Raw genomic sequence first — 26,961 nt, 5'->3', positions numbered from 1 at the left:
TATGATGGTATGAAGGGGTGAATTTTATGCGTTTCCAGCGGATTTCCAGGCTCCTGATCGGTGCATCGCTGCCTGCGGTGGCTCTGTCGGGCTGCGCTTCGACCGGCTCCGCGCCGCAGCTTCCCCCCGCATCCTTCGTCGCGACCCAGGAGGGACCGGGCGAGGAATATATCATCGGCCCGCTCGATAATCTGACGATCTTCGTCTGGCGCAACCCGGAACTGGGCGCCAAGGTGCAGGTGCGTCCCGATGGCCGCATCACCACGCCGCTGATCACCGACATGCCGGCCGTCGGCAAGACGCCCAAGATGCTGTCGGACGATATCAAGCTGGCGCTGACCCAATATATCGAAAATCCGCTGGTATCGGTGATCGTCGACAATTTCTCCGGCACCTACAGCCAGCAGGTGCGGATCGTCGGCGCGACCGAAAAGCCGGCCTCCATCCCCTATCGCGCGAACATGACGCTGCTTGACGCGATGATCTCTGTCGGTGGCCTCAGCGAATATGCGTCCGGCAATCGCGCCCGGCTGGTCCGCTTCGACAAGGCCAGCGGCAAGCAGAAGGAATATCAGGTCCGCATCGGCGACCTGCTCAAGAAGGGCGACACCAAGGCCAATGTCATGCTGGCGCCCGGCGACGTCATCATCATTCCCGAAAGCATGTTCTGATCATGGCGGGTCTGTACGACGAGCTGCTGGTCCTTCTCCACGGCATATGGAGCCGGCGCTGGATCGCGCTGGCCGTGGCCTGGGGCGTGTGCATGCTGGGCTGGCTGGGCGTGTCGCTCATCCCCAATGGCTATGAGTCCAAGGCGCGGGTCTATGTGAACACCCAGTCGCTGCTGGAGGACAAGATCGGCATCACCCAGGTCCAGTCCCAGCAGGATCTCGACCGGGTGCGCCAGACGCTGCTGAGCGCGGAAAATCTGGAAAAGGTCGTGCGCGGCACCGACCTTGCCCAGACCATTTCCGGGCCGCGCGACGTGGCGGGCAAGATCACCACCCTGCGTGAGCATATCACCGTGCTGGCCCAGGCCGACCCCAGCATGATCGACATCAGCGCGACCTCGGCCGACAGCGGCCTGTCGGATGGCGCCAATGCCCGCATCGCCCAGCAGGTGGTGCAGAAGCTGATCGACATCTTCCAGGAAGAAAATCTGACCGGTGGTCGCACCGAAACCCGCCAGAGTCTGGCCTTCCTCGACCAGCAGATCGCCGGTCGCGGCAAGCAGCTCGAAGCCGCCGACAAGCGGCGCGTTGAATTTGCCCAGCGCTATGCCGGCGTGCTGCCGGGCGCCGGCACGATCAGCCAGCGCATGGATGCGGCCCGTCTGGAGATCAACAATATCGATGCCCAGCTGGTGCAGGCGCAGAGCGCGCTCAGCGCGATGAACGGCCAATTGGCTGGCACCCCGGCGACCCTGCCGGGCGTGGCGGTCGGTGGCGGTGCATCCCCGCTGGCCCAGGCCCAGGCCGAACTCGCCCGCATGCGTGCGCGCGGCTGGACCGCCAGCCATCCCGACGTGATTGCCGCCCAGCGGCAGGTCGATAATCTGCGTCGCCAGGGCGGCGCCAGTGGCGCCGCCGCTGCCGGCACGCCCAATCCCGCCTATCTGTCGATCAAGTCGATGCAGGCCGAACGGGCCGCCACCGTGCAGGCGCTTTCGACCCGCAAGGCGCAGCTTCAGGCCGATCTCAACACCATGACCGCGCATCAGATCGATGAGCCGGGCGTGGCGTCCGAACAGGAAAAGCTGGATCGCGATTATGCCGCGCTCCAGACCCAATATGACAAGCTGCTCGCCGACCGCGAGGAAATCCGCCTGCGTGGCGACGTGAAGACCGAAACCGGCGCGGTCCAGTTCAGCGTGCTTCAGCCCGCCAGCCTGCCGACGGCGCCCGCCGCACCCAACCGGCCGCTGCTGCTGCTGGGCGTGCTGATCCTCGGCATCGGCGCCGGCATTGGCGTCGCTTTCGCGATCGGCCAGCTCAAGGGCACATTCCCGACGGCCGCCCGTCTGGAACGAGCCGTGGGCATTCCGGTCGCCGGGTCGATCACCCAGGTCGCCAGCACGACCCAGGTAGCTCTCGACAAGCAGCGGATGAAATGGTTTGCGGGCGCCAGCGGCGGCCTGGCTGCCCTGTGCCTGTTGTTGATCGTCGTCGAATTCATCCAGCGCGGTACGGCGTGAAGGAGCCTGATCCCATGAACCAGCATAGCCCCATCAAGGGCCGCGGCTCGCTGATCGAACGCGCCACCGAGATTTTCGATTTCCAGGCGGCCCTGCGTGGTCGTGCGGCGCCGGCCGTCGATGTGCCGGCCGATGCACCGCCACCGCCGCCGATGTTCGATCCCGCGCCGCAGGCGCCGGCTCCGGTCGCGTCCGATGAAGCGCCGATCTTCCGCGCACAGGCCTGGACCAGCCCGGCCCAGCCGGTCGATCGCGACCGACTGACCGAAGCCGGCTTCCTGGTGCCCGGCGCGCCGGTCACCGCGATGAGCGAGGAGTTCCGCCTGCTCAAGCGCGGGCTGCTCACCCATCTTCAGGACAATCCGCGCGGCAACCGCATCCTCCTCTGTTCGCCCCATAGCGGCGAGGGGAAGACCTTCTGCGCGATCAATCTGGCGCTCAGTCTAGCGGCCGAGCAGGATCGCGAGATTTTGCTGGTCGATGCCGATTTCGGCAATCCGGGCATCCCCGAAACGCTGGGCCTGCAGGCCGGGCCGGGGCTGATGGATGCGCTCGCTGATCCGTTGGTTGCGATCGAGGATTGCGTCCTGCGCACCGACATTCCCTCGTTGTCCGTCCTGCCGGCGGGGCAGCGCAGCCATGCCGACACCGAATATCTTGCCTCGGCGCGGACCGAAATGCTGCTTCAGCGGCTGACCGAGGGGCGGCCCGATCGCATCATCGTGTTCGATTCGCCGCCCTTGCTCGCGGCCTCGCCCGCCGCCGTGCTGGCCAGCCATGTCGCGGTCGCGCTGCTGGTGGTGCGCGCCGACAAGACATCGGAAAGCGCGCTGCGGGAGGCGGCCGCACTGCTGAAGGGCGGGGCGCAGGTCCAGTTGCTGCTCAACGCCGTCCGCTACACCGGCGGCGCTCGCCGCTTCGGTTCCTATTATGGCAAGGGCGAGCCGGGATGACCGCGCGTGACCTGATTGCCGGCACCTCGCTGCTGGTGCTTGCCAGTGTCAGCGTCCCGGCGCTGGCGCAAGGCACGCCTGCGTCCACCAGGAAGGTCGACGTGACGCCTTATCTGGGCATCGACCAGGTGGTGATGGTGCCGCTCAAGGGCGACGGCGACGTCGTGACCTATACCAATCTCACCGCCGGCGTGACGGTGGAGGTCCAGACCCGCCGGCTCAACGCCGCGGCGGACGTCCAATATATGCACAGTTTCGGCTGGGGCCACGCGACCGATTCCGACGTGCTGAGTGGGATCGCCAATGCCGGCTACAAGCTGACCCCCGAACTCACCCTGCAGGCCGGTGGCATCGCCTCGCGCGTGCGGACCGACGGCTATTCGGGCGCTGCGACGATCGACAACCGTTTTACCAGCCAGATCTGGGGCGGCTATATCGGGCCCAGTTACGCCACGAAGGTCGGCGATCTCGACATCAAGGCTTCCTATCGACTGGGCTATGCCCGCGTCGATGATGATGTCGATGTGAATGTCCCTGGCGCCGCGATCGCCAATGGCTCCTTCGCACAAAGCTGGTCCCATGACCTGAATGGCTCCGTCGGCTTTGCGCCGGGCACCATATTGCCGGTCGGCCTGACCGCCAGCGCCGGCTACAGCCGCGAGGATGCCAGCCAGCTCGACCAGCGGTTCGAGGATGTCTGGGGCCGGGTCGATGCGATCATGCCGGTTTCGCCCACGGTCGCGCTGCTCGGCGGCATCGGCTATGAGGATATCGAGATCAGCCAGCGCGCGCCCTTGCTGGACGAGGATGGCGTGCCGATCATCCGCAACGGCCGCTATGTCACCGACAAGAGCTCGCCGCGCGAACTTTATTATGATTTCGGCGACCTGATCTGGGATGTCGGCGTGCTGTGGCGGCCCAATCGCCGTACCTCGCTCAAGGCGACGGTGGGCGAACGCTATGGCGGCATGTCCTATCAGGGCCAGTTCACCTGGCAGGGGCGCAATAGCAGCATCGGCATCGCCGTGTTCGACGGCATTGAAAGCTTTGGCCGGATGATCACGGCGGATGCGGCGGCCTTTACCGGCACCAACCTGATCGTGCCGCGCAATCCCTTCACCGGCGATCTCACCGGCTGCGCCTTCTCGCCGACCGGCGGGGGCGAATGCTTCAACGATGCGCTGGCCGGCATCACTGGCGCCAATTTCCGCTATCGCGGCGTCGCGGGCCAATATTCCACCCGGCGCGGCCCCTGGGGCTTTGGCCTGGGCGGCGGCTATTCCAACCGCAAGTTCATCACGCCGACCACCCAGAGCGTGCTGATCAGCGGTACTCGCGACCAGAATTGGTATGGCAATGGCACCGTCACCTATGCGTTCAACGATCGCGATTCCCTGGATACGGCGGTCTATATCAATTATTTCGATGCCAGCGGCGCGCGCGCCGATGTCTTGAACTATGGTGCCTTCACAAGCTATTTCAGGGGCTTGACCAGGAAACTTACGGCATCGGCTTCGCTTGGCGTCGATGCGGCGAAGGCGGATGATTTTGACACGCTGATCAACGCGATGGGCCAGGTCGGCCTGCGTTACAGCTTTTAAGGAAATTCGGGCTATAACGGCGTCTATGCGACGCCGGTCGGCCGGATGGAGACGACAGATGTACGATCAGTTCTATGGATTGCAGGGGCGCCCGTTCCAGCTGACGCCGGACCCGCATTTCTATTTCGAGAGCACGACGCATCGCAAGGCACTGTCCTATCTGGGCTATGGTCTGGCGCAGGGCGAGGGCTTCATCGTCATCACCGGCAACATCGGCGCCGGCAAGACGACGCTGGTCGGCCATCTGATGAGCACGATCGATCCGGCGCGCCTGACCGCGACCAAGATCGTATCGACCCAGGTCGAGGGCGACGACATGCTGCGCCTTGCCGCGCAGAGCTTCGGCCTGGCCACCGACGGCGTCGCCAAGGCGCAGATATTGCGCCAGATCGAGGCCTATCTTCAGGGGCAGGCCCGCGCCGGCCGCCGCTCGCTGCTGATCGTGGACGAAGCGCAGAACCTGCCGGTTTCGGCGATCGAGGAACTGCGCATGCTGTCCAACTTCCAGTTGGGCGGTCAGTCGCTGCTGCAGATCTTCCTGCTCGGTCAGCCCGAATTTCGCGACCTCGTCCGCTCGCCCGAGCTGGAGCAGCTGCGCCAGCGCGTGATCGCGACCCATCATCTCGACCCGATGCTGCCGCAGGAGGTCGAACCCTATATCAGCCATCGCCTGACGCTCGTCGGCTGGACCGGCAATCCCTATTTCACCGATGATGCGCTCGACGCCATCTATGCCGCCACCGGCGGCGTGCCGCGCCGCATCAACGCGCTGGTCAGCCGCGTGCTGCTGCTGGGCGCGCTGGAGCAACTGACCGAGATTGACGGGCAGGCGGTCCAGGCGGTGATCGAGGATATGGGCGTGGACGAGGATGTCAGCGCCGAACCGATCGCGCCGTCCGTGCTGGATATTGCCGGCGAAACCGCGCCGGAACCGATCGCAACGATCGCACCGGCCGAACCGGTCGCCGCTGCCCCCGCGCCGCAGGCGGTTGCCTGGCAGGCGCCGGCGCAGCCCGATCTCGTGTCGCCCGCCGTGCATGAGGAGATCGAGGCGCTGCGTGCCGAGATCGCCGCCCTGCGCGCGATGCAGAACCATGCCTCCTACGCCGCGCCGACGGTCGATCCCGAAGCGCTCAAGGGCTGTTTTGCCCTGATCGAGGAGCGTCTGTCGGGCCTCGAATTTCGTGTCGAGGAACAGGATGCGGCGCTGCGCCGCGTGCTGACCCTGCTGGTCGACTGGGTCGAGCGCGACGAACGCGCCGCCGATCCGGAGCGCAACGCCGCCTGATCGCGCCCGCGCGGCAACACCGGGACAAGATCATGATGCACAATGCCCTGTCCGTCGATGTCGAGGACTGGTTCCAGGTCGGCGCCTTCGAGCGGACGATCGACCGTTCCGACTGGGAAGGGCTGACGCATCGCGTCGAGCGTAACACCGATGCGGTGCTAGACCTGTTCGCGCAGGCCGATGTCACCGCGACCTTCTTCACGCTGGGCTGGGTCGCCGAACGCTATCCCGCGCTGATGCGCCGCATCGCCGAAGCCGGTCATGAAGTCGCCAGCCATGGCTATGACCATGCCCGCGTCTTCACCTTCACCCCCGAACAGTTTCGCGCCGACCTGCGCAAGGCCCGCGCGATCCTGGAGGATGCCAGCGGGCAGAAGGTGTCGGGCTATCGCGCGCCCAGCTTCTCGATCGATCCGCGCACGCCCTGGGCGCATCCGATCCTGGCGGAAGAAGGCTATGCCTATTCCAGCAGCGTCGCGCCGATCCGGCATGACCATTATGGCTGGCCCGATTCGCCGCGCTTCGCCTGGAAGCCGGTGGCCGGATCGGATCTGCTCGAATTGCCCGTCACCACGGCAAAGCTGGGCCAGCGCACACTGGCGGCCGGGGGCGGGGGCTTTTTCCGCCTGCTGCCCTATGGCTTTTCGCGCTGGGCGATCCGCCAGGTGAACGGGCAGGCGCAGCGGCCCGCCATCATCTATTTCCACCCCTGGGAAATCGACCCGGATCAGCCGCGCGTCGCCGGCGCGCCACTGCGCTCGCGGGTGCGCCACTACACCAATCTGTCCGTCATGGCCGCCAAGCTGCGCCGCCTGACCCAGGATTTCGCCTGGACCCGCGTCGATGCACTGGTCGCGCAGGAAGCGGCGCGCGCCGCATGATCGCGGGCAATCGGGCCGATCTGGCGATCACCACGCTGGACCTTGCCGATCCGGCGCAGGCGCAGGCGGCCGATGCCTATGTGCTGGCCCATGGCGCCAGCACGCCCTTCCACCGCCCGGCCTGGCTGATCGCAATCGAGCGGGCGACCGCGAACCGGGCGCTGATGCTCGCCGCGGTAGCGCCCTCGGGCCAGATTTGCGGCCTGCTGCCGCTCCAGCATGTGCGCAGCCGCCTGTTCGGCCAGGCGCTGGTGTCCGCCGCCTTCGCCGTCGATGGTGGCATATTGGCCGATGATCCGGCCGTGATCGCCGCGCTCGCTGCTGCTGCCCGGAATGAGGCGCGGGCACGCGGCGATGCGCCGGTCGAACTGCGCGGCGGTGTCGCACCGGGGGAGGGGTGGCGCGTCTGCGCGGGCGAGCATGTCGCCTTCGTCCGCCCGCTTGCCGTCGATGACGAGGCGGAACTGCTCGCCATTCCGCGCAAGCACCGCGCCGAACTGCGCAAGGCGCTCGCTAATCCCGCGCTCAGCGTCGATCATGGCCGCTCGTCGGCGCATCTGCGCGACCATTATCGCATTTATGCCGAATGCGTCCGCAACCTCGGCACCCCGGTCTTCCCCGCGCGCCTCTTCCGCGAGGTGATCGCCGCCTTTGGCGCGGATGCCGACATCAGCATCGTGCGCGATGGCGATCGCCCGGTCTCGGCCGTGCTGACCCTCTATCATGGCGACCGGGTCATGCCCTTCTGGGGTGGGGGCGGCGCCGATGCGCGCCGGCTGCGCTCCAACGAACTCATGTATTATCGCCTGATGGGCCATGGCCGCGCCCGCGGCGCCCGCCGCTTCGACTTTGGCCGGTCCAAGGTCGGCAGCGGCCAGGCCGCGTGGAAAAAGAGCTTCGGCTTCGATCCGCAGCCGCTCGTCTATTATGACTGGTCGCCCACCGGCGAGTTGCGCGACGTCAGCCCGACCAGTGCAAAATATCAGCGGCGGATCGAACTGTGGAAGAAATTGCCATTGCCGGTCGCCAATCTGCTGGGGCCGATGATCAGTCGGGGTCTTGGCTGATTACCATATATTCAGCCCTTTGGGCCTATGTTGGTGCCAGGGTACTGAGGGAATGAGCAGATGAATGCGATTGTCGATCTGAGCGTCATCGTCGGAGAGGCGCGTCTGTCCGATCCGGCTGTCGTGGCGGAAATCGATGCCTGGGTCTGCGCCCAGCCGGGCTCGACGCCCTTTCATCGACCGGCCTGGATCATGGGTGTGGAGGCCGGCACCGGCCAGAAGGCGATCATGCTGGTCGCCCGCACGCCCTCGGGCGAGATCAACGGCGTGCTGCCGCTCACCCATATCCGCTCGGCCCTGTTCGGCAAGGCGCTGGTCGGCAGTGGCTTCGCGGTCGATGGCGGCATCCTCGCCTCCCATCGCAAGGCGATCGCCAAACTGGCCGACGCCGCCTGGTATCAGGCGGAAAGGCTGGGTTGCGACACGCTGGAACTGCGCGGCGGCGAAGCGCCCGGCGGCGCCTCGTGGCATAACAAGGCAGACGCTTATCTCGGTTTCTCCCGCGCGCTTGCCGCCGATGACGAGGCGGAACTGAAGGCCGTGCCCAAGCGCCATCGCGCGGAAATCCGCAAGGGCCTCGGCAACGACCTCCAGTTCGAGACCGGCCGCGACCAGCGGCTGCGCGACATCCATTATCGCCTCTATTGCCAGAGCGTCCATAATCTGGGCACGCCGGTCTTCCCGCGCGCGTTGTTCGATGCGATCCTCGACCGGTTCGGGGCGGATGCGGACATCGCCATTGTATCGAAGGACGGCAAGCCCCTGTCGGCGGTCATCAGCCTCTATCATGGCGGTGCCTGCATGCCCTATTGGCACGGCGCCGGGCTGGAGGCGCGGGCGATGCGCTCCAACGAAGTCCTTTATTTCACCCTGATGCGCCAGGCGCGTGAGCGCGGCCTCACCCATTTCGACTTCGGCCGGTCGAAGGTCGGCACCGGCCCCGCCGCCTGGAAGAAGACCTGGGGTTTCGAGGGCGATCCGCTCGGCTATCATCTGCGCACCGCGCAGGGCAAGGAGACGCGTGACGTCAACCCGCTCTCGCCCCAATATCGGCGCAAGGTGGAACTGTGGAAGAAGCTGCCGCTGCCCGTTGCCAACCTTATCGGCCCGCATATCGCGCGGGGCCTTGGATGACGGGCGAGCTTCTTTTCCTCTGCCATCGTATCCCGTTCCCGCCCGACCGGGGCGACAAGATCCGGTCCTATCATCTGCTTCAGCGGCTCGCGCAGATGGCACCGGTCCATGTCGGCTGCTTTGCCGATGATGATCGCGACATGGGTTTCGCCCCGGACATGGCGCGACTGACGGCCAGCCAGTGCGTGTTGATGCGCGACCGTTCGCGCATCGTCGCCGGCCTCTCGGGCCTGGCGCGCGGCCAGTCGCTGCTGGTGTCGCTGTTCGATCATCCGGACCTGCATCGCTGGGTCGCCCAGGTCATGGCCGAACGGCCGATCCGCGCCGTCATTGCCTATTCGGCGCAGATGGCGCATTTCGTGCCCATGCTGCCGGCGGGGGTGCGGTTCCTGATGGATTTCGTCGATTTCGATTCGGCCAAATATGCCGCCTATGGCGCGCAGGGATCTGGCCCGATGGGCTGGATCAATCGGCGCGAGGGCCGCGTGCTGCTCGATTTCGAGCGCAAGGTTTCGGCCCGCGCCGACATATGCAGCTTCGTCAGCGAAGCCGAAGCGGCGCTGTTCCGCGATGCCTGTGGTCTTGGCCCGGACCGGATCGTCGCGCTCGAAAATGGCGTGGCGCTCGACTATTTCGACCCGGCGGCCGATTTTCCGGCCGTCGATAAGGGGGCAGGGCCGCTGATCGTCTTCACCGGCCAGATGGATTATCGCCCCAATGTCGAGGCGGTCGAGAGTTTCGCGCGCCAGACGCTGCCCGCTATCCAGGCTGCGCGCCCCGACGCGCGCTTCGCCATAGTTGGTCGCAACCCATCGAAATCCGTGCAGGCGCTCGCCGATCTCCCCGGCGTCATCGTCACCGGCGGCGTGCCCGATGTGCGCGGCTGGCTGGCCGCCGCCGATCTGGTGGTCGCGCCGCTGCGCATCGCGCGCGGAATCCAGAACAAGGTGCTCGAAGCGATGGCGATGGCCCGCCCGGTCGTTGCTTCGCCTCAGGCTGCCGAAGGCATTGATGCGGTCGATGGCCGCGATTTCCTGATCGCGGCCGATCCGGCGGCCGAAGCCCGGACGATCCTGTCGCTGCTCGCGGATCCGGCGCGAGGGACACAGCTTGGCCTCGCCGCCCGCCGCCGCGTCGAGGATCGCTATCGCTGGTCGGCGACGCTGGGCGGTCTGCCCGACCTGCTGCTCGGCGCGCCGGGCAAGGCCGATCCGCAGGCCGCATGACCGATCGCGCCCGTTCCCTTGCCGACATGCCGCGCATCGGCCTTGCCGGCTGGCGTGGTCATCTGACCGCGCTCGGCGTGGTCGCGGCTGCCATCCTGACGCTCTTCTTCGACGATCTCTATTCGATGGTCTCGATCTGGTGGAACGCTTCCACCTTCGGCCATTGCCTCTTCATTCCGATCCTCATCGCCTGGCTGGTGCAGCAGCGTCTGCCCGGCTTGCGCCAGCTGGAGCCGGTCGCCTGGCCGCCGGGCCTGATCTGGCTGGGCCTTGGCGCCTTCGCCTGGCTACTCGGCGCAGCTGCGGGCGTCGCGATGGTCCGCCATGGCGCGCTGGTCCTGATGCTCCAGGGCGCGGTGATCGCGCTGCTCGGGCCGATGGTGGCACGCGCCTTGCTCTTCCCGCTCTTCTACGCCTTCTTCATGGTCCCCTTCGGCGAGGGGATCGTGCCGCATCTCCAGCTGGTGACGGCGCATCTCTCGATGATGTTCCTGACGCTGGCCGGCGTGCCCGCCCATATGGAGGGCATCTTCATCACCACCCCGACCGGCTATTTCGAGGTGGCGGAGGCCTGTTCGGGCGCCAAATTCCTGATCGCCATGACCGCCTATGGTGCGCTGGTCTGCAATGTCTGCTTCCAGAGCTGGCCGCGCCGCATCCTGTTCATGGCCGGGGCGCTCACCTTGTCGGTGCTGGCCAATGGCGTGCGCGCCTTCGCCACCATATTGGTCGCCCATCTGACCACGGTCGATGCCGCCGTCGGTTTCGACCATGTCGTCTATGGCTGGGTCTTCTTCGCGATCATCATGATCATCGTGATGGCGACAGCCTGGCCCTTCTTCGATCGCAAGCCGGGTGATCCCTGGTTCGATCCCGCGCCGCTGCAGCGCCTTGTCCGGCGGCAGGCGCCGGCCGGCATGATGGCGGCGATCGCACTCGGCATCATCGTTGCCGCGCCGCTCTGGCTGGCGGCCACCGCGGCCACTGCCCGGCCGCTGCCATCGCGCATCGATCTGCCGGCGGTGCCGGGCTGGACCCGCACCAGTGCGGCCCAGACCTACCCCTGGAAACCGCGCTTCGATGGCGCCGATCATTTCATCTCTGGCCGCTATACCAACGCACACGGACAGGTCGTGGACCTCGTCGTCGCCGCCTTTGACCGGCAGGAGGACAAGCGCGAACTGGTCGGTTTCGGCCAGGGCGCGGTCGATCCCGACAAGGAATGGACCTGGTCCTCGCCCGCACCAGCGCCCGCCGACGCACGCGGCGAGCAGATCACCGGGCCGGGTCCGCTCGTCCGCCATGTCGTCAGCTTCTATGTGGTGGGGCAGGGCGCGCCGACCGGCAGCAAGCCGGAAGTGAAGATCCAGACCATGCTCGCTCGCCTGCTGGGCCGCGATCCGCGCTCGGTCGCGATCCTCGTTTCCGCCGAAGAGCATCCCGGCCATCCCTCCGACGCGGCGATTGCTACTTTCCTGCGCGATCTGGGCAATGTGAAGGAATTGGCTGACCGCAGCGCGGGCATAGGCTAGGACCGTAACAATGTGCGGAATTGCGGGCATCTTCCATCTCGAAACGGCCAAGCCGGTCGATCCTGCGCGGGTGCGCGCCATGCTGGACGTGATGCCGCATCGCGGCCCGGACGGCAGCGGCATCTGGACCGCGCCGGGTGTGGGCCTCGGCCATCTGCGCCTGTCGATTATCGATCTTGGCGGCGGCGCCCAGCCGATGCTGACCGAGGATGAAAGCCTGGTCGTCACCTTCAACGGCGAGATATACAATTTCGCCGAGGTCCGCGCCGAACTGGAGGCAAAGGGCCATGTCTTCCGCACCGACAGCGATACCGAAGTCATCCTGCACGGCTATCGCCAATGGGGCGAGGAGTGCGTCAGCCGCTTCAACGGCATGTTCGCCTTCGCCCTGTTCGATGCGCGCGCCCAGTCGCTCTGGCTGGTGCGCGACCGGCTGGGGGTGAAGCCGCTCCATTATGCCCTGCTGTCGGATGGTAGCCTGATCTTCGGATCGGAACTGAAAAGCCTGCTCGCCCATCCGCTGCTCCGCCGCGCGCCAGACCTGAGCGCGGTCGAGGATTATCTGGCCTATGGCTATGTCCCCGACGATGCCTGCATGGTCGCGGGCGTGCGCAAGCTCGGTGCGGGCGAGACGCTGCGCCTGGTGCGCGGCCGTCCGCTGCCCCATCCGCAGCGTTATTGGGACATCAGCTTTGCCGATCGCAGCAAGGCCAAGCCCGAGGCGCTGGAAGAGGAACTGGTCGCGCTGATGCGTCAGGCGGTGCGCTCGCGCATGGTGTCCGACGTACCGCTCGGCGCCTTCCTGTCCGGCGGCGTCGACAGCAGCAGCGTCGTCGCGCTGATGGCGGAAGCCTCGAACCAGGCGGTCAAGACCTGCACCATCGGCTTCGACGTCGCCAGCCTGGACGAGACCGCCTATGCCGACCGGATCGCGCGGCGCTTCGCCACTGATCACCGCACGCGCATCGTATCACCCGATGATTATGGATTGGCCGACACGCTGGCCTTCCATTTCGACGAACCCTTTGCCGATGCCTCCGCGCTGCCGACCTACCGTGTCTGCGAACTGGCGCGCGAACAGGTGACGGTCGCCCTGTCCGGCGACGGCGCGGACGAGGCGTTTGCCGGTTATCGCCGCCATCGCTTCCAGATGCAGGGGGAAAGGCTGCGTGGCCTGATCCCCGCTTCGGTGCGCGAACCCTTGTTCGGTACGCTCGGCCGCTATTATCCCAAGGCTGACTGGGCGCCGCGCCCGCTACGCGCCAAATCGACTTTCCTGGAGCTGGCCGGCGACGGCGGCGAAGCCTATGCCGCCTCGGTCGGGGTCACGCCCCATGCCCTGCGCCAGCGTCTCTTCAGCCAGGACATGAAGAGCCGGCTGGGCGCCTATCGCGCCGAGGATCGCTATATCAAGGCGATGGCCAATGCCCCGGCGCGCGACCCGCTCGATCGCGCCCAATATGCCGATATCCGCATCTGGCTGCCCGGCGATATCCTGACCAAGAGCGACCGGATGAGCATGGCCGTCAGCCTGGAGGCGCGCGAACCGCTGCTCGACCATCGGCTGGTCGAATTTGCCGCGCGTCTGCCGGTCACCCAGCGCATTCGCGGCAATAGCGGCAAATACCTCATGAAGAAGGCGATGGAGCCCTTCCTGCCGCAGGATATCCTCTACCGCCCGAAAATGGGCTTCGTGACGCCGATCAGCGCCTGGTTCCGCGGCGCGCTGGCGGGCGAGGCGACGGCGGTCGCCGGCGGCTCGGCGCTGGCCCGCACCGGCTGGTTCGACACGAAGATGCTGGCCAAGGTCGCGGCCGACCACAAGGCCGGCGTGGCCGACCATGGCCGGCTGCTATGGCAAATGGTGATGCTCGACAAGGCGCTCGGCCGGCTGTTCGGCGCGTGATCCCCTTGCAACCGGCCCCGCCCGGTGCCAACGGGACAGCATAATGAATATGCAGGGCGCCTCATTGACTGTCTCGAAGGAAATTGTGCGGCTGCGCCTCTATGCGCTGTGCCTGGCCGGCGACATGGCGGGGCTGTTCATCGCCTTCCTGCTCGCCAACTGGCTGGTCGTCGGCGCCTTCCTCGGCGAGCCGGGCAAGCCCCATGGCCTGGTGATGTTCTCGATGGTCGCGCCGCTCTATGCGATCCTCGCGGTGCAGGGCGGTGCCTATGGCATCAACACGCTGGATCGCGTGCGCCGCGGCATCTTCCGCGCCCTGCTGGCGTTGGCGCAGGCGGCGCTGCTGATGCTGCTGATCGTCTATCTGGGCAAGATCGCCGAACAGCTTTCGCGTCTGACCTTCCTCACCGGCCTGCTGTTGGGCGCGGCGACGCTGGCGCTGGTGCGGCTGGCCGTCGCGCGCCTCGCCGTCCGGCTGCTGGGCGATGTGCCGCATCTCACCGCCGTCATCATGGACGGGGTCGCGATCGAGACCGGCGCCCATATGGAGGTGATCCAGGCGGACGCCGCCAATCTCCATCCCGAACGCCATGATGCCGACATGGCCGCACGCCTGGCCGCTGCCGTCGGCATGGCGGAGCGGGTGATCGTCGCCTGTCCGCTCGAACGGATGGACGACTGGTCGGCGGCGCTCAAGTCGCTCTCGGCGCGGGGCGAGATCGTCGTCCCCGAACTGCTGCGCTTCGCGCCTGCGCGGGTGGACGAGTTTGACGGCCAGCCCACGATCATCGTCGCCGGCGGCCCGCTGCAATTCCGTGACCGCCTGATCAAGCGGCTGTTCGACATCCTCGTCGCCACCATCGCCACCATCGCGCTGTCGCCCGTCCTGTTCGGCGCTGCCCTGGCGGTGAAGCTGACCAGCCCCGGCCCGATCCTCTTCCGCCAGCCGCGCATCGGCAAGGATGGGCGGCCCTTTTCCATCTACAAGTTCCGCTCGATGCGGACCGAGGCGAGCGACCACAAGGCCGCAACGCTGACGAAGCGCGACGATGATCGCGTGACCCGCGTCGGCGCCTTCCTGCGCAAGACCAGCATCGATGAACTGCCCCAGCTCTTCAACGTGCTGAACGGCGACATGAGCGTCGTCGGCCCGCGCCCCCATGCCGCCGCCGCCAAGGCGGGCGACAGCCTCTATTGGGAGGTCGACGCCCGCTATTGGGAACGGCACTGCATCAAGCCGGGCATGACCGGCCTTGCCCAGGTGCGCGGCCATCGCGGCGCGACCGACCATCATCAGGATCTGATCGACCGGCTCCAGTCGGATCTGGAATATGTCAGCGACTGGTCGATCTGGCGCGACCTGCGCATCATCGTCGCGACGCTGGGTGTTCTGGTGCATCACAAGGCCTATTGATCATGATCGACCTTCTGCTTGTCCTTGTCCTGCTGCTTTCGCTTGTCGCGGTCGCCTGGCCTTTCTTCTTCTATCCGCTGATCCTGCGCCTGTTGCCGACCCGTGCGGAAGCGCCGGCCGATGGCCCGCTGCCCAGCGCCTCGCTGCTTTTCTGCGCCTATAATGAGGCTGCCTCGATGCCGGACAAACTCGCCAATCTGGCGATGCTGAAGGATCGGCATCCTACCCTCGAAATCCTGGCCTTCGATGATGGATCGTCTGACGGCACCGCCGGGTTGATCGCGGCGCAGGGGGGCGGCGGATTTATCACCCTGTTGCAGGGGCCCGGACGCAGCGGCAAGGCGCATGGCATGAAATTGCTCGCTGCCCGTGCGCGCGGCGACATACTGATCTTCACCGACGCCAATGTGCTGCTGGATGCCGACGCGATCGACAATCTGCTCGCTCGCTATGCCGATCCCGATATCGGCGGCGTGCTCGGATCGCTCCATTATCTGGGGGAGGGGGACAGCGCGACTGCGGCCGTCGGTTCGCTCTACTGGCGGATCGAGGAGAAGCTGAAGGATGAGGAGTCGCGCACCGGCAATGTGCTGGGCGCCGACGGTTCGATCTTCTCGATCCGTCGCTCCCTCTATCCGGAATTTCCCGATAGCGTGCTCGACGACCTCACCGTCTCCATGGCGGTGGTCTTTGCCGGCAAGCGGCTGGTGAAGGCGAAGGATGTGATCGCGCGCGAGCGGCTGGTGACCGGGCGCGGGGACGAGTATCGGCGCAAGGTGCGGATCGCTGCCCGCGCCTGGCACACGCACAGCCATTTGCGCCCGCAACTGCGCCGCATGGCGGCGATCGACCGGTTCAAATATGCCTCGCGCAAGATCGTCCGTTGGTTCGGCGGCCTGTTCATCCTGATCGGCGCGCTCGCTGCGCTGGTGCTGGCGTTGCGCTTGTCGATCCCGCTCGCCATGCTGGGGGTGATCGCTGTGACGGCCCTTTTCCGCATCGGCGGACGGGCCCGCAGCGGCCATCTGGCAACACTGATGGATATATTGATTGCCTATGCCGCAACCCTGAAGGGCGTGGTCAAGGCCATGCGCGGCCGCACCGTCACGATCTGGAATCCGGCCCAGTCGCGATAATCTTTCGCGCTGATCCCCCTCGCCAAAGCCGCGCCATATTGTATAGGCCGGAAGCTGATACCGAGCGGAGAATGGCGTGATTACTGTCCAGCGGGTGGCCAAGGCCGCCGGCAAGCATCTGACCAAATTGGGTCTCGACCTGCGCAAGGCACTGGGCGCTTCCGCCAATCGCGGCTGCCCGGCCTGCGGCATGACGGTCGTCGGCTTCTTCCGCTATGGCGACAATGGCGAATGGGGCTGCCCCAATTGCAACGCGTCGCCGCGCGAGCGGCTGATGAACTATCTCATCATGAAGGGCGTGCTGACCGTGCCGACCGACGGCGCGATCCTGCACATGGCGCCCAATGAGGGCAGTCTGGTCAAGCGTTTCTCGCAGGCGGCCGACTATGTCCCGGCCGATCTCGATCCCGCGCGCTATACCGTGCCCGGCATGCACAAGGTCGACCTGATGGCGCTGTCCGACAGCGATCGATACGACCTCTTCTATGCCAGCCATGTGATGGAGCATGTGCCCGACGACATGGCCGTGCTGCGCAATATCCTGCGCGCGCTCAAGCCCGGCGGCGAGGCCTGGCTGATCGTGCCGCTGTGGGACAAGCCGACCGAGGATGGCAGCTTCGAGATCCCCCCGCGCGAGCGGGAACGGCGCTTTGGCCAGTGGGACCATGTCCGCCAATATGGCCTCGACTTTGCCGATCGCATCCGCGCCGCCGGCTTCGAGCTGGAGGAAATCGACGCGCGCGACATCGACGCCGACACGCGCCATTTCTATGCGCTCGATGATCGGCTGTTCCGCGCGCGCAAGCCGCTGGGAACTGCGACGCAGTGAGCATGCTCGCGCGGATGGAGGCATCCGCCCGCATCCTCGCGCTGGTCAAGCTCGCCAATGTCGGGCTGGTGATGATTTGGGGCTTCGCCGTCACCTTCGTCTTCGTGCGGGTGCTGCCGCTGGCGGAGTTTCAGGCCTTCCTGCTGCTGGTCGCCTTCGGCAATTTCACCATCTCGGCGGAATTCGGCCTCACCAGCATCATCTATGCGCGCCTGCGCCGCTTCTGGCTGGGCAGCGATGAGGCGGCGGCCGATGGCGGCTTCCGGCTGGAGGAAATGGGTGTCCTCTTCCTCTTCCTCGGGCTGCTGATCGCCGGCGCGGTCGTCATCCTGCTCGGCGCGCTGGCGCTGGGCGGGCTGCATACGGCGATGCCGATGCTGTTCCTGCTCTTCTTCCTCACCGCCTGCCTCAACCTGCCGGCTTTGCTCGCCAAGCGGGCGCTTGCGGCGATCGACGGCAATTTCCTGTGGGAAGGGCTCGATTGCGCCCGCCGCCTGGTGACGATCGGCCTGCTGGCGGCGATCCTGTTCGGGCTCGATCCGCGCCTGTCGGTCGCGCTGCAACTGGCGATCAGCGTTCTGGTGATCGGCTACGCCATCGTCCATGTCCACCGCCGCCTCAATATGCGCCGCAGCCACTGGTTCGCCTTCCGCGTTGGTGGTGGGCATGTGCGCCGCCATTATCTGCGCGATATCGGCGCGTCGGCGGCCTTCACCGTGTCGGACATCGTCGCCTATAACGCGCCCTATTTCACCATCGCCATGGCGACCAGCGATGCCCGGCCGATGCTGCTGTTCGACTTCTTCTTCAAGATGTCGCGCTCGCTCTCGATGCTGGTGCGCGCCATGGTGGAGGCGGCCCTGCCGCGCATCACCCGCGCCTATCATGCCGGCGAAAGCGCGCGGGTGCGCCAGCTCCTGACCCGTGCGCTCGGCGCTGCGCTGTTCTTCGCGCTCGCCGGCTCGGCGTTGCTGATGCTGATCGGCGGATGGCTGTTCGACAAGCTGTTCGACGGCCGCGCCGCGATCGACCAGGCCGACCTTGGTCTCACCGCGCTGGCGCTGGTCGCGCTCTCGGTCATCTGCGTTTCGGTCTATGTCCAGGCCGCGCTCGGCCGCTTCGCTCATCTGCTCCAGCGTTCGCTGCCCTTTCTCGCCGGTTCGCTGCTCAGTGTACCGCTCGCCGGTGCGTTCTGGCCCGACCGCTTCGATCTCGGCTTCCTCGGCCTCTATGCCCTGACCCTGATGCTGGCGGCTGGCCTGCATCTCGTCTCGCTGCGCGGGCTGGTGCGCGCATGAAGATCGCCATGCTCGATCCGTCGCTCTTCACCGGGCGCTATGATGACGGGCTGTGCGCCGGCTTGGCGCAGGCGGGGGCGGATGTGACCCTGCTCGGCCGGCCGATGCGCGCCACCGATGCGATCGTGCCGCAGGGCTATAGCTACGCGCCGCGCTTCTTCCGCCGCAGCGAGGCCCTGCGCGATCGGCTGGGGGAGGGGCGCGCCTTCCGCCTCGCCAAGGCGGCCGAATATGGCCTGACCTGCGCGCTCGGCAATCTCGATGCGATGACCGGCGCGGACGTCACCCATCTCCAGTGGCTGCCGCTGGCGCCAGCCGACCGGCTGATGCTCGATCGGCTCAAGGGCCGCACCGCGCTCGTCCACACTGTCCATAATGCCGATGCCTATCATGCCGACAGCGGCCTGCAGGGGCGCGGCTATCGCGCGCTGCTCGATCGTTTCGATGCGCTGATCGTTCATGGCGACACGACGCGCGCGGCGCTGGTCGGGCAGGGCGTCGATCGCGCGCGCATCCATGTGACGCCGCACCCGCCGATGCGGCTCGCGCCCGCCACCCCGGCGGACCTCGCCGTCATCTCCGAACCTGCCGCGCCCCGCATCCTCTTCTTCGGCACGATCCGCCCATACAAGGGCGTCGACCTGCTGGTGGAGGCCTGCTTGTCGCTCTGGCGCGCAGGCCACCATTTTGAGCTGGTGCTGGCCGGCAAGCCCTTCATGGATGTCGCGCCGATCCTCGATCCGGTCCATGCTGCCGGCTTCGGCGACCGCCTCATCACCGATTTCGGCTTCCTCACCGAACCCCGGCTCGATGCGCATATGGCGAAGGCTGACCTGATGGTCTTCCCCTATCGCCATATCGATTCGAGCGGCGCTTTCCTGTCGGCGCTGCGCCATGGCAAGGCGATGGTGACGTCGGACGCCGGCATGTTCGGCACTCTGCCGGACGACGTCACCACGCGGGTTGCGGCCGGAAATGCGGCGGCGCTCGCCCAAGCCCTCTTGCCGCTGATCGAAAGCGCGGCCATCAGGCAGGCAGCGGGTGCGCGGGCGCGCGCCTATGGAGATATTATGGGCAATTGGAAGGACATGGCCTTGGCGACGATGGATATTTACCGCCAGGTGCTGCGCGCATGAGCCGCTATGTCCGCGAACTGTCCGACCGTGCATTGGCCCTGCGCCTGGCGCTGGCCGGCCGCGTCCACCAATATCCCGAGATCCAGGCGCTCAAGCGCTTCCTGTCCGCCTTCGCCATCGACTGCCTGTTCGACGTCGGCGCCAATCGTGGCCAATATGCGACCATGGCACGCACGGATGCGGGCTTTGCCGGCACCATCCTCTCCTTCGAGCCGAACCCGGATGTCTTTGCCGAACTGAGCAAGGCCGCCGCGTCCGACCGCAAATGGCATGTCTTCAACATGGCCCTGTCCGATTTCGACGGCACCGCCAGCTTCAACATCATGGCCGCCGACCAGTTCAGTTCGCTGAAGGCGCCGTCGGGCGCACAGGACGCGATCTTCGCCGATCGCAATAAGGTGACCAGGACGGTCGAGATGCAGTGCCGCCGGCTCGACAGCCTGCTGCCCGAACTGCGCGCCGCGCATGGCTTTGCCCGGCCCTTCCTCAAGATGGACACGCAGGGCCATGACCTGTCGGTCTGCGAAGGGGCGGGGAGCGTCATCGCCGACATGGCTGGCATCCAGACCGAACTGGGCGTGCGTCCCATCTATGAAGGCGGCACCGGCTATCGCGCGATGATCGACTGGCTGGAGGCGCGCGCCTTCGTCCCCTCCGCCTTCTTCGCGAACAATAAGGGCCATTTCCCGCTGCTGGTCGAAATGGACGGCATCTTCGTCAACAAGGCGCTGCTGGACAGCTGATGCCGAAGGGAATGCCCTTCGTCAGCGCGCGGCGCCTGTTCCTTGCCGGGGCGATCGGCCTTGCCCTATGGCTCGGTGCGACCTTCCTCTGGCATGTGACCTGGCGTCAGGGTGTCAGCCTCGCCGTCATCCTGTTCCTGGACCAGGATTTTCCGGCGCTGATGATCGGCCTGTTCCTGCTGGCGCTGGCCGCGCCCTTTGCGGAGGGGATGGGCTTTCGCCTGCCACAACCGCGCGCACGGATCATCGTGCCGATCATCGTGCTGCTCGGCCTTGCCGCCTGGGCCGGCCATTATGCCCTGTTCCAGGATTATTCGGTCTCCCGCGATGAAGAGGTCGCGCGCTTTGCCGCGGCCTATATGCGCGAAGGCCTGTTCGCCCGGCCGATCCCGGTCGAATGGGAACCTTATCGCCGGGCGATCATGCCCGAATTCTTCTCGCCCTTCGGCGCCGCCGATTACTGGACCGCTGCCTATCTGCCGGTGAACAGCGCGATCCAGGCCCTGTTCTGGCAAATGGGCGACCCCAATCTCGCCGGCCCGGTCTTGCTGGTGCTCGGCCTCTTCTCGCTATGGCGGGTGGCGCTGCATCTCTTCCCTGACCGGCCCGATGCCGTCTGGGTAACGATGTTGCTCGGCCTTTCCTCGGCCCAGCTCTGGGTCACGGCGATGACCCCCTATGCCATGACCGGCCATTTCGCATTGAACATGGTCTGGCTGGCGCTGGTGCTGCGCGGCGGCATAGCGGGGCATCTGTCGGCCGGCGTGGTCGCGCTGATCGCGGCGGGCCTGCATCAATGGCATTTTCCGCCCATCTTCATCGCCCCCTTCATTCTCTGGATGCTGCTGGCGCGGCGCTGGACCGTGGCCGCCTTCCACGCGCTGACCTTGGTCGCGATCGTCATCGTCTGGGCCAAGATCTGGCCCGGTTTCCTGCTTCACGCGCTGGGCGCGCCGACCGACGTGCGCCCGTCCGCCGGCGTCGCCGACAAGGTGGGCAGCCTGTTCCAGCGCCTGGGCGATCGCTGGCAGCCGCTGGTCAATCTCAGCCGCTATGCCGCCTGGAACAATATATTGATGGTCCCGCTCGCGGGCCTGGGCGTGCTGGCGATGCGCTGGCGAGATGCGATCCGCGGGCGCGAGATCGCCCTGCCGCTGGCGCTGGGCTGCCTTGCCGGGTGCCTGCTGGCGCTGGCCCAGGGCTATGGCTGGGGCTTCCGCTATGCCCATGGCTTCATCGGCCCCTTCTGCCTGCTCGGCGGCCTTGGCTGGGCGCGCTTCCGGCCACAGGGCGCGATGCGGCCGATCTTCATCGGCTTCCTGGTGACGCTGCTCACCGCAGGCTTCCTGGTCTGGCGCACCCATGTCTTCGTCGAACCCTATGCCGCCAGCCACCGGATGATCGACGCCTCGCGCGCCGACGTCGTTCTGGTCGATCCGCGCGGTGGCCTCTACGTCACCGATCTGGTGCGGGGCCGCAACGGCGTGCCGGGCAAGCCGATGGTGATGAACCTCGGCATGCTGACGCTCGACCAGGTGGATGAGTTGTGCAAGACCTATGTGGTCGAGCTCTTCGACCGCGCCGAATTCCGCCCGCTCGGCGTGCCGCTGGCGCGCTGGAACCTGGGGCGCATGGACACGCTGCGCGCCCATATGAAGCTGGCCGGTTGCGATCGCCCGGTCCAGCCGCCGCTGCCCGAGACGATCGACGACGCCATGAACGCCGCCGACAACGCCTTCTAAGTTGGTGATTGAAGGGGCATTACTGCCCCTTCACATAGACCCGCTTGCCGTTGATCCAGGTTTCCAGCACCTGCGTGCCGCGAATGTCGGTCGGGCTGGCCGTCTCGATATCGCGGTCGATCAGCAGGAAGTCCGCCCACTGCCCCGGCACCAGACTGCCGAATTTCTTCTCGGCAAAGCCGGCAAAGGCCGCCTGCCGGGTAAAGCCGTCCAGCGCCGCCTCGAAGCTGATCCTTTGCTCGGGCATCCAGCCGCCGGCCGGCTCACCCTTGGCGTCCTGTCGCGACATGGCGGCGGCAATGCCGGGGAAGGGATTGGGGCTTTCGACCGGCACGTCCGAGCCGAACGCCAGCGGCACCTTATTGTCCAGCATCGCCTTCCATGAATAGGCGCCCTTCAGCCGGGCCTCGCCCAGCCGCGCCGTCGCCATGCGCCAGTCCGACGTTTCATGCACCGGCTGCATCGACGCGATCGTGCCATAGCGGGCAAAGCGCGGCAGGTCGGCCGGATCGATGATCTGGGCATGTTCGACCCGCCAGCGCCGGTCGCCGGTATAGGTGTCCGACATTTCCTGGATCGCGTCGAGTATCTCGCCATTGGCGGCGTCGCCGATCGCATGGACCGCGACCTGGAAATTGTCCATCGCCGCGCGGCTCATGATGTTGCGCAACTGGGTCGACGGGATCATCGGCAGCCCGCGCTGGCCCGGCGCATCGCTATAATCCGCCTTCAGCCAGGCACCGCGTGATCCCAGCGCGCCGTCCAGCAGCAGCTTGATCCCGCCCATGCGCAGATGATCGTCATACAGCCAGGGCGTGGGTTCCGGCCCGGCGATCAGCACCATATTGTCGAGGCCATAGGCATAGGACATGATCCGCACGCGCAGCGCGCCGCGGTCGGCCGACCGGCGGAAGGCCTGCCAATCCTCGATGCTGGTGCCCATGTCGGCAATGCCGGTGATGCCCACTGCCAGCAGTGCGCGCTGCGCCTTTTCCAGCGCATTGTCGCGATCCTTGGGGGCAGGGGCGGGCACGACCTTCTGGATCAGGTCCATCGCCTTGTCGACGAAGACGCCCGCCGGCTTGCCCGCCGCCATCTCGATCCGCCCGCCAGTCGGCGCCTTGGTCGCGGCGCTGACGCCGGCCGCACGGATAGCCGCGCTGTTGGCCCAGCCCGCATGGCCGTCGATCCGCTCCAGCCAGACCGGAATGTCGCCCACGGCCGCGTCCAGTTCGGCGGCGGTCGGGAACCGGCCCAGCCCCCATGTCTCCTGGTTCCAGCCGGTGCCGATGATCCATTTGCGGCCGGTATTTTCCTGCGCATAGGCGCGGATCTTCGCCTGCGCCTCGGCCAGCGATTTCGTGTCGGACAGGTCCAGCGTGATCAGCGACAGACCAAGCCCCATGACATGGCCATGCGCATCGATCAGGCCGGGGATCAGCGTCTTGCCGCCCGCGTCCAGCTTGAAGCTCGGGCCTTTCGGTCGCTCGGGCCAGGGCTGGCCGCGCTTGGGCTTCTTGGGCTTGTACTCGGGCTCCTGATAGCGGCCCTGGATCAGCTTCTCGACCTTGCCCTCATCGTCGATCATCAGCGCGCCGAAATGGACGATCTTGCCATCCGGTCCGATGGCGATGCCGTTCACATTGTCGATCACGCCCGATGCATAAGCGGGCATGGGCAGTGCAAGCGCGGCGATCGCCGCCAGCATCATCTTCCTCATGCGCGGGTGATCCGCCGCACCAGCGCGCTGGTGTCCTGCCGGTTGCCGCCCATCGCCTGCACGTCGGCGTAATATTGATCGACCATCGCCGTCACCGGCAGGGTCGCGCCATTGGCCCGCGCTTCCTCCAGCGCCAGCCCCAGATCCTTGCGCATCCAGTCCACCGCAAATCCGAAATCGAAACTGTCCTGCGCCATCGTCTTCCATCTATTGTCCATCTGCCAGCTTTGCGCTGCGCCCCCCGAAATCGCCTCGAACACCTTGTCCAGGTCCAGTTCCGCCGCCTGGGCAAAGCGCATCGCTTCGGCCAGGCCCTGCAGAACGCCGCCGATGCAGATCTGGTTCACCATCTTCGTCGTCTGGCCCGCGCCCGCCTTGCCGACATGGACGATGCGCGCGGCATAGGCCTGCATCACGATCGTCGCGGCCGCCACCGCCGGGGCGGACCCGCCGCACATGATCGACAGCCGACCATTTTCGGCGCCCGCCTGCCCGCCCGACACCGGCGCATCGACGCAGTGCAGGCCCAGGCTCTCGCCCTCGACGAACAATTGCCGCGCGATCCGCGCCGAAACGGTCGTATGGTCGATGAACAGGCCGCCTGGCTTCATCGTGCGGAACGCGCCTTCGCGCCCCAGCGTGATCTGGCTCAGGTCATCGTCGGTGCCGACGCAACTGATGACGATGTCCGCCTCCTCGGCGGCCTTGGCCGGGCTGATCGCGACCTCGCCGCCATAGGCCTCGGCCCAGCTTTTGGCCTTGCCGATCGATCGATTGTAGACGGTCAGATGATGCCCCGCCTTGGCCAGATGCCCCGCGATCGGGCCGCCCATGACCCCCAGGCCGATAAACGCGATATTAGCCATAAGCCTCGTACATTTCGTGCGTGCAACCAAGCCATAGGGCCAGTTTTCGGCAAGTGCCAGTTTCTTCACCGGCAATTTTGCGTTAGGGCGCTGCGCCATGAACACGCTGAGCAAGATAGAGGGCGCCCTGCCGCTGCCCGTCACCGTCGATGACATCCTTGCGGCCCGGACACGCATTTCCGGGTCGATCGTCAAGACGCCGACGCTCATTAGCCAGACCTTCTCGCAAATGCTTGGCTGCAACGTCTATCTGAAGTTCGAAAATCTCCAGTTCACCGCCGCCTACAAGGAACGCGGCGCGCTCAATCGTCTGCTGCAACTTGATGAAGCGGCCAAGGCCAAGGGCGTGATCGGCGCCTCGGCCGGCAACCATGCGCAGGGCCTTGCCTATCACGGCAAGCGCCTTGGCGTGCCCGTCACCATCGTCATGCCCACCACCACGCCGATCGTGAAGGTCACCCAGACCCAGGGCCATGGCGCCACCGTCGTCCAATATGGCGAGAAGTTCGACGACGCCTATGCCCATGCCCGCAAGCTGGAGGTGGAGCAGGGCCTGACCTTCATCCATCCGTTCGACGAGCCCGACATCATCGCCGGCCAGGGCACGGTCGGTCTGGAAATGCTGGAGGATGCGCCGCAGATCGACACGCTGATCATACCGATCGGCGGCGGCGGCCTCTTTTCGGGCATTGCCACCGCGGCGCGCGCGATGAAGCCCGACATCCGCCTGATCGGCGTCCAGGCGGAGCTGTATCCGTCGATGTATGACTTCATCAAGGGCGCGGACCTGGCCTGCGACGGCGATACGCTGGCCGAGGGTATTGCGGTGAAGCAGCCGGGCGAACTCACCCGCCGCTTCGTCGAGCGTCTCGCCGACGATGTGCTGCTGGTCACCGAACGCCGGCTGGAGGAGGCCGTCAGCCTGCTTCTCCAGATCGAGAAGACGGTGGTGGAGGGCGCCGGCGCGGCCGGCCTGGCCGCGCTGCTCAGCTATCGCGAGCAGTTTGCCGGTCGCAATGTCGGCCTGATCCTGACCGGCGGCAATATCGACACCCGCCTGCTCGCCAATGTGCTGCTGCGCGATCTCGCCCGTTCGGGCCGTCTCGCCCGCCTGCGCATCATCCTGCAGGATCGGCCCGGCGCGCTGTTCCATGTCGCCCGCATCTTCGATCAGGAAGCGGTCAACATCCTGGAACTGTCGCACCAGCGCATCTTCACCAATCTGCCGGCCAAGGGGCTCAGCCTCGACGTCGAGTGCGAAACCCGCGATGGCGCCCATCTCCAGCGGCTGATCACGGCGCTGGGCGCGGCCGGTTATGAGGTCGCGCCGATCGAGGTTGCCTGATTTTGGGACATGCTTAACCATCGGTAAAAATTTCGTGGTAAATGACCTTTTCATGGTTGGGCCGGGACGGCATAGTCCGACCATGAAAAGGCAAATTCGCATGACTGAATCGGGGGGAGAGGCATGAGCGCACCATTCCGCTTTCCGCGTTTCTTCGTGACGAACCCCAGCCCTTGCCCCTATCTGCCCGGCAAGAGCGAGCGGAAGGTCTTCACCGAACTCAACGGCGACAATGCCTCGGAACTCAATGATGCACTCGGCCGCATCGGCTTCCGCCGCAGCCAGAATGTCGCCTATCGCCCCAGCTGCGCCGATTGCTCGGCCTGCGTGTCGGTCCGCGTCGTCGCGCAGGAGTTCAAGCCCAACGCGACGCAGCGCAAGCTGATCCGCCGCAACAGCGACCTCGTCGTCACCGCCTGCAAGCCCTGGTCGACCGAGGAGCAGTTCGAATTGCTCCAGCGCTATCTGCGCGCGCGGCATCCCGGCGGCGGCATGACCGAAATGGACGAGATGGACTTTGCCGACATGGTCGAACAGACCCCGGTCGAAAGCCATGTCGTTGAATATCGCCTGCCCGGCGAGGATGGCCGCCCCGGCAAGCTGGTCGGCGCCTGCCTGACCGATCGCCAGGGTGACGGCCTGTCGATGATCTACAGCTTCTTCGACACCGAAATGGAAGATCGCCCCGGCCTCGGCAACTTCATCATCATGGATCATATCCAGCGCGCTGCCCGCGCGGGCCTGGCCTATGTGTATCTGGGCTATTGGGTCGATGGCTCGCAGCGGATGCAGTACAAGATCCGCTATCGTCCGCTCGAAAAGCTCAGCCGTGCCGGCTGGGTCCGCTTCGATCCGGAGGAGCAGGCGCAGGCGATCCGTGTCGTCATGCCGCGGGACGAGCCGCCGCTGCCGGTCGAACTGGCTGCGATCCTGCGCCGCTGACGGCGCAG

Annotated in this window: 22 protein-coding genes; 20 read left to right on the top strand and 2 right to left on the bottom strand. The window is 66.2% G+C overall.

Features of this window, described 5'->3' with window-relative positions; translation table 11 throughout:
* Positions 1-26: 26 nt before the first annotated feature.
* The 18 genes from ACUCV3_RS11055 (at position 27) to ACUCV3_RS10970 (ending at position 22,080) form a co-directional block, all read left to right on the top strand.
* The gene (locus tag ACUCV3_RS11055; protein ID WP_097382816.1) at positions 27-671 is read left to right on the top strand and encodes an XrtA/PEP-CTERM system exopolysaccharide export protein; all 645 of its coding nucleotides are present in this window, start codon (positions 27-29) and stop codon (positions 669-671) included.
* 2 nt (positions 672-673) lie between these two features.
* Entirely contained in the window at positions 674-2,194 is a 1,521-nt protein-coding gene (locus ACUCV3_RS11050) for an XrtA system polysaccharide chain length determinant (protein ID WP_482240625.1), read from the top strand.
* A gap of 14 nt (positions 2,195-2,208) precedes the next feature.
* Entirely contained in the window at positions 2,209-3,147 is a 939-nt protein-coding gene (locus tag ACUCV3_RS11045) for an AAA family ATPase (RefSeq protein ID WP_069337207.1), read from the top strand.
* On the top strand, positions 3,144-4,748 hold the full coding sequence (locus ACUCV3_RS11040; RefSeq protein ID WP_482240624.1) for a TonB-dependent receptor: 1,605 nt from the start codon (positions 3,144-3,146) through the stop codon (positions 4,746-4,748). The genes ACUCV3_RS11045 and ACUCV3_RS11040 overlap by 4 nt, the downstream gene beginning before the upstream one ends.
* 58 nt (positions 4,749-4,806) lie before the next feature.
* The gene (locus tag ACUCV3_RS11035; protein WP_482240623.1) at positions 4,807-6,036 is read left to right on the top strand and encodes an XrtA/PEP-CTERM system-associated ATPase; all 1,230 of its coding nucleotides are present in this window, start codon (positions 4,807-4,809) and stop codon (positions 6,034-6,036) included.
* A 32-nt stretch (positions 6,037-6,068) separates the two neighbouring features.
* Complete coding sequence (locus ACUCV3_RS11030) at positions 6,069-6,917, top strand: XrtA system polysaccharide deacetylase (RefSeq protein ID WP_279731749.1); 849 nt, start codon at positions 6,069-6,071, stop codon at positions 6,915-6,917.
* Positions 6,914-7,984, top strand: coding sequence for a FemAB family XrtA/PEP-CTERM system-associated protein (locus ACUCV3_RS11025; protein WP_279731747.1), 1,071 nt, complete (start codon positions 6,914-6,916; stop codon positions 7,982-7,984). The genes ACUCV3_RS11030 and ACUCV3_RS11025 overlap by 4 nt, the downstream gene beginning before the upstream one ends.
* 60 nt (positions 7,985-8,044) lie before the next feature.
* Positions 8,045-9,118 (top strand): FemAB family XrtA/PEP-CTERM system-associated protein, encoded by a 1,074-nt coding sequence (locus tag ACUCV3_RS11020; RefSeq protein ID WP_279731745.1) that lies wholly within the window; start codon positions 8,045-8,047, stop codon positions 9,116-9,118.
* Positions 9,115-10,344 carry a TIGR03087 family PEP-CTERM/XrtA system glycosyltransferase gene (locus ACUCV3_RS11015; RefSeq protein ID WP_279776241.1) on the top strand — a complete coding sequence of 410 codons (1,230 nt, stop codon included), beginning with the start codon at positions 9,115-9,117 and terminating at the stop codon, positions 10,342-10,344. Before ACUCV3_RS11020 ends, ACUCV3_RS11015 begins: the two co-directional genes overlap by 4 nt.
* Positions 10,341-11,876: an exosortase A gene (xrtA, locus tag ACUCV3_RS11010; RefSeq protein ID WP_482240622.1), complete on the top strand. Its 1,536-nt coding sequence runs from the start codon at positions 10,341-10,343 to the stop codon at positions 11,874-11,876. The genes ACUCV3_RS11015 and xrtA overlap by 4 nt, the downstream gene beginning before the upstream one ends.
* Positions 11,877-11,886: 10 nt before the next feature.
* Positions 11,887-13,782, top strand: a complete 1,896-nt coding sequence (locus ACUCV3_RS11005; protein WP_279729970.1) for an XrtA/PEP-CTERM system amidotransferase — start codon at positions 11,887-11,889, stop codon at positions 13,780-13,782.
* Between the two features lie 43 nt (positions 13,783-13,825).
* Positions 13,826-15,196 carry a sugar transferase gene (locus ACUCV3_RS11000; protein WP_122928101.1) on the top strand — a complete coding sequence of 457 codons (1,371 nt, stop codon included), beginning with the start codon at positions 13,826-13,828 and terminating at the stop codon, positions 15,194-15,196.
* Positions 15,197-15,198: 2 nt separating this feature from the next.
* Positions 15,199-16,332: a glycosyltransferase family 2 protein gene (locus ACUCV3_RS10995; RefSeq protein ID WP_482240621.1), complete on the top strand. Its 1,134-nt coding sequence runs from the start codon at positions 15,199-15,201 to the stop codon at positions 16,330-16,332.
* Between the two features lie 76 nt (positions 16,333-16,408).
* On the top strand, positions 16,409-17,161 hold the full coding sequence (locus tag ACUCV3_RS10990; protein WP_279729968.1) for a class I SAM-dependent methyltransferase: 753 nt from the start codon (positions 16,409-16,411) through the stop codon (positions 17,159-17,161).
* A gap of 14 nt (positions 17,162-17,175) precedes the next feature.
* On the top strand, positions 17,176-18,459 hold the full coding sequence (locus ACUCV3_RS10985) for a hypothetical protein (protein ID WP_279729978.1): 1,284 nt from the start codon (positions 17,176-17,178) through the stop codon (positions 18,457-18,459).
* Entirely contained in the window at positions 18,456-19,595 is a 1,140-nt protein-coding gene (locus ACUCV3_RS10980) for a glycosyltransferase family 4 protein (RefSeq protein ID WP_279729966.1), read from the top strand. The genes ACUCV3_RS10985 and ACUCV3_RS10980 overlap by 4 nt, the downstream gene beginning before the upstream one ends.
* On the top strand, positions 19,592-20,338 hold the full coding sequence (locus tag ACUCV3_RS10975) for an FkbM family methyltransferase (protein ID WP_482240620.1): 747 nt from the start codon (positions 19,592-19,594) through the stop codon (positions 20,336-20,338). The genes ACUCV3_RS10980 and ACUCV3_RS10975 overlap by 4 nt, the downstream gene beginning before the upstream one ends.
* Positions 20,338-22,080 carry an MFS transporter gene (locus tag ACUCV3_RS10970; protein WP_279729962.1) on the top strand — a complete coding sequence of 581 codons (1,743 nt, stop codon included), beginning with the start codon at positions 20,338-20,340 and terminating at the stop codon, positions 22,078-22,080. The genes ACUCV3_RS10975 and ACUCV3_RS10970 overlap by 1 nt, the downstream gene beginning before the upstream one ends.
* 19 nt (positions 22,081-22,099) lie before the next feature.
* Here ACUCV3_RS10970 and ACUCV3_RS10965 read toward each other — a convergent pair whose 3' ends face one another.
* Together ACUCV3_RS10965 and ACUCV3_RS10960 are read right to left on the bottom strand one after the other, a co-directional pair.
* Positions 22,100-23,788 (bottom strand): amidohydrolase, encoded by a 1,689-nt coding sequence (locus ACUCV3_RS10965; protein ID WP_279729976.1) that lies wholly within the window; start codon positions 23,786-23,788, stop codon positions 22,100-22,102.
* 8 nt (positions 23,789-23,796) lie between these two features.
* Positions 23,797-24,666 carry an NAD(P)-dependent oxidoreductase gene (locus tag ACUCV3_RS10960; protein ID WP_347881916.1) on the bottom strand — a complete coding sequence of 290 codons (870 nt, stop codon included), beginning with the start codon at positions 24,664-24,666 and terminating at the stop codon, positions 23,797-23,799.
* Positions 24,667-24,763: 97 nt separating this feature from the next.
* On the opposite strand from ACUCV3_RS10960, the gene ACUCV3_RS10955 reads away from it, so the two are divergent.
* On the top strand, positions 24,764-26,011 hold the full coding sequence (locus ACUCV3_RS10955) for a threonine ammonia-lyase (protein ID WP_004212176.1): 1,248 nt from the start codon (positions 24,764-24,766) through the stop codon (positions 26,009-26,011).
* Positions 26,012-26,134: 123 nt separating this feature from the next.
* Entirely contained in the window at positions 26,135-26,953 is an 819-nt protein-coding gene (locus tag ACUCV3_RS10950) for an arginyltransferase (protein WP_279729961.1), read from the top strand.
* Positions 26,954-26,961 lie beyond the last annotated feature (8 nt).

It is taken from the genome of Sphingobium sp. VMM (genome assembly GCF_056790315.1).
Note: the sequence above shows the minus strand (reverse complement) of the source record. Positions and strands in the feature narration are given on the sequence as shown.